Annotated in this window: 2 protein-coding genes; both read right to left on the reverse strand. The window is 30.6% G+C overall.

Translation table 11 applies throughout. From position 1 onward, the window contains the following. Window positions 1-235 precede the first annotated feature (235 nt). Window positions 236-832, reverse strand: coding sequence for a hypothetical protein (locus ACFQ13_RS06095; RefSeq protein WP_386115230.1), 597 nt, complete (start codon window positions 830-832; stop codon window positions 236-238). A 148-nt stretch (window positions 833-980) separates the two neighbouring features. Beyond that, complete coding sequence (locus ACFQ13_RS06100; protein WP_386115232.1) at window positions 981-1,448, reverse strand: hypothetical protein; 468 nt, start codon at window positions 1,446-1,448, stop codon at window positions 981-983. Window positions 1,449-1,573: the final 125 nt, after the last annotated feature.

The following is a 1,573-nucleotide window of genomic DNA, read 5'->3' on the forward strand; positions in this document are numbered from 1 at the left end:
TGAAAACATTAAAAATGAAATCAAACAATTTATTAGAATCCATTTATTTAATTTGGTCATATTTATTTGTCGGTTTTGAGTGCGTTCCGCAATGAATGGCAACGTTGTTGTGTATGGTTAGTTGCGTGGTTAAGCAACTAATTTAGTAAACAAATACGAACGAGAGAAAATTCCGAAGGAATTTTCCAGATGAGCACTTGCCATAGCAATTAATTATACACGGTGTTGTGCATAGTTATTTTTTAATTTCTTTTCCACTCGTGTCATAATTCACTTTCTTTTTAAAATAACCATCGTTGTCGTAAATCAAAAGTTTTTTTATGTTTCCATTTTGATAATACTCTTTAATTTCTCCAATGGCATAACCATTTTCAAAATTTCCATAAAACCTGATTATTCCATTCGTGAAATATTCTTTTTGTTCTCCGTTTAGATTGGAATCACATTTCCTAAATACTGAACGAGATTCTTTTCTCAACTTCTTTAATTCAGATTCGCTGATATCTTTTTTATATGATGGCGGTAAAATTCCTTCAAGTTTATAAATCGATGGAAGAAGTAAAGTGTCCTTTGATTTATTTGTGGAAATTTCAATTTTTAGTTTTTCATTTGTTTCTTCTGAAATCAGTTGGTAAATTCCACTCGTTGGAACTCTGATAACCGGATTATCAAGATTCAATATTTCATATGTTTGTTCTCCTTTTTTTAAAGAATAAAATACTGCTTTTTCAATTGAGTCATTGCAAGAGTTTTTTACATATAATTGGTATTCAATCTCCTGAGAATAAAGATTAAATGAAACAAAAAGTATTATTAAAGTTACGATTCTCATAATTATGCACAACGTGTTTGTGTATGGTTAGTTGCGTGGTTAGGCAACTAAGTTAACAAACATTAACGAACCCGTGAAAATTCCGCAGGAATTTTCGCAAGTAAGCTCAATAAAGCAATTAATTATACACGGTGTTGTAACCAGTTTTTTAATCAACTATTTCTTGTTTTTTAACGTCAGAAACTTTTCCGTTTTCAAAGGTCAATATCAAACTATTAAATTGCCAACCAAATCCAGCGCCAGATGTTCCCAAGTCGTAAGTCCAAATATCAGTCGAATCAGCACTTTCCGAATTTCCAATCAATTCAATAACTTCAATTTTCGTTTTTCCGTTTAAAATTCCACTATTGACTAAATCATCACGCATTTCAAATCTTGAATTTTTGTCGGCAAACCATTTTTCTTTTTTAAAATCATATTGAGGTTCGTAAAATAAATAACTAAAGAAAGCCATTATAAGTCCGATATATAAAATCGGTGCAATAATTATAGTTCCTAAAATTGAAGTCCAATTTCTGGTTTTCTTATTTTTTATAAATCGCTTTAATATCCAACGTAAAATAAAAAATGTCGGAATTCCGATTAAAATTACTATGATAGGTACTTCAGGGCTCATTCAGTTTCTCAAATTGGTTACAACGGTCTTGTGTATGGTTAGTTGCGTGGTTAGGTAGCTAATTTAACAAACTTTTACGAACCAGAGAAAATTCCGAAGGAATTTTCCAAAGAAGCACTTGCCTA

Source organism: Winogradskyella rapida, from assembly GCF_042675845.1.
Classification (GTDB): Bacteria; Bacteroidota; Bacteroidia; order Flavobacteriales; family Flavobacteriaceae; genus Winogradskyella; species Winogradskyella rapida.

Excerpts from the sequence above, each read along its gene's own strand:
- ACFQ13_RS06095 (WP_386115230.1), bottom strand. The coding sequence starts at position 832 with ATGAGAATCGTAACTTTAATAATACTTTTTGTTTCATTTAATCTTTAT.
- ACFQ13_RS06100 (WP_386115232.1), bottom strand. The coding sequence starts at position 1,448 with ATGAGCCCTGAAGTACCTATCATAGTAATTTTAATCGGAATTCCGACA.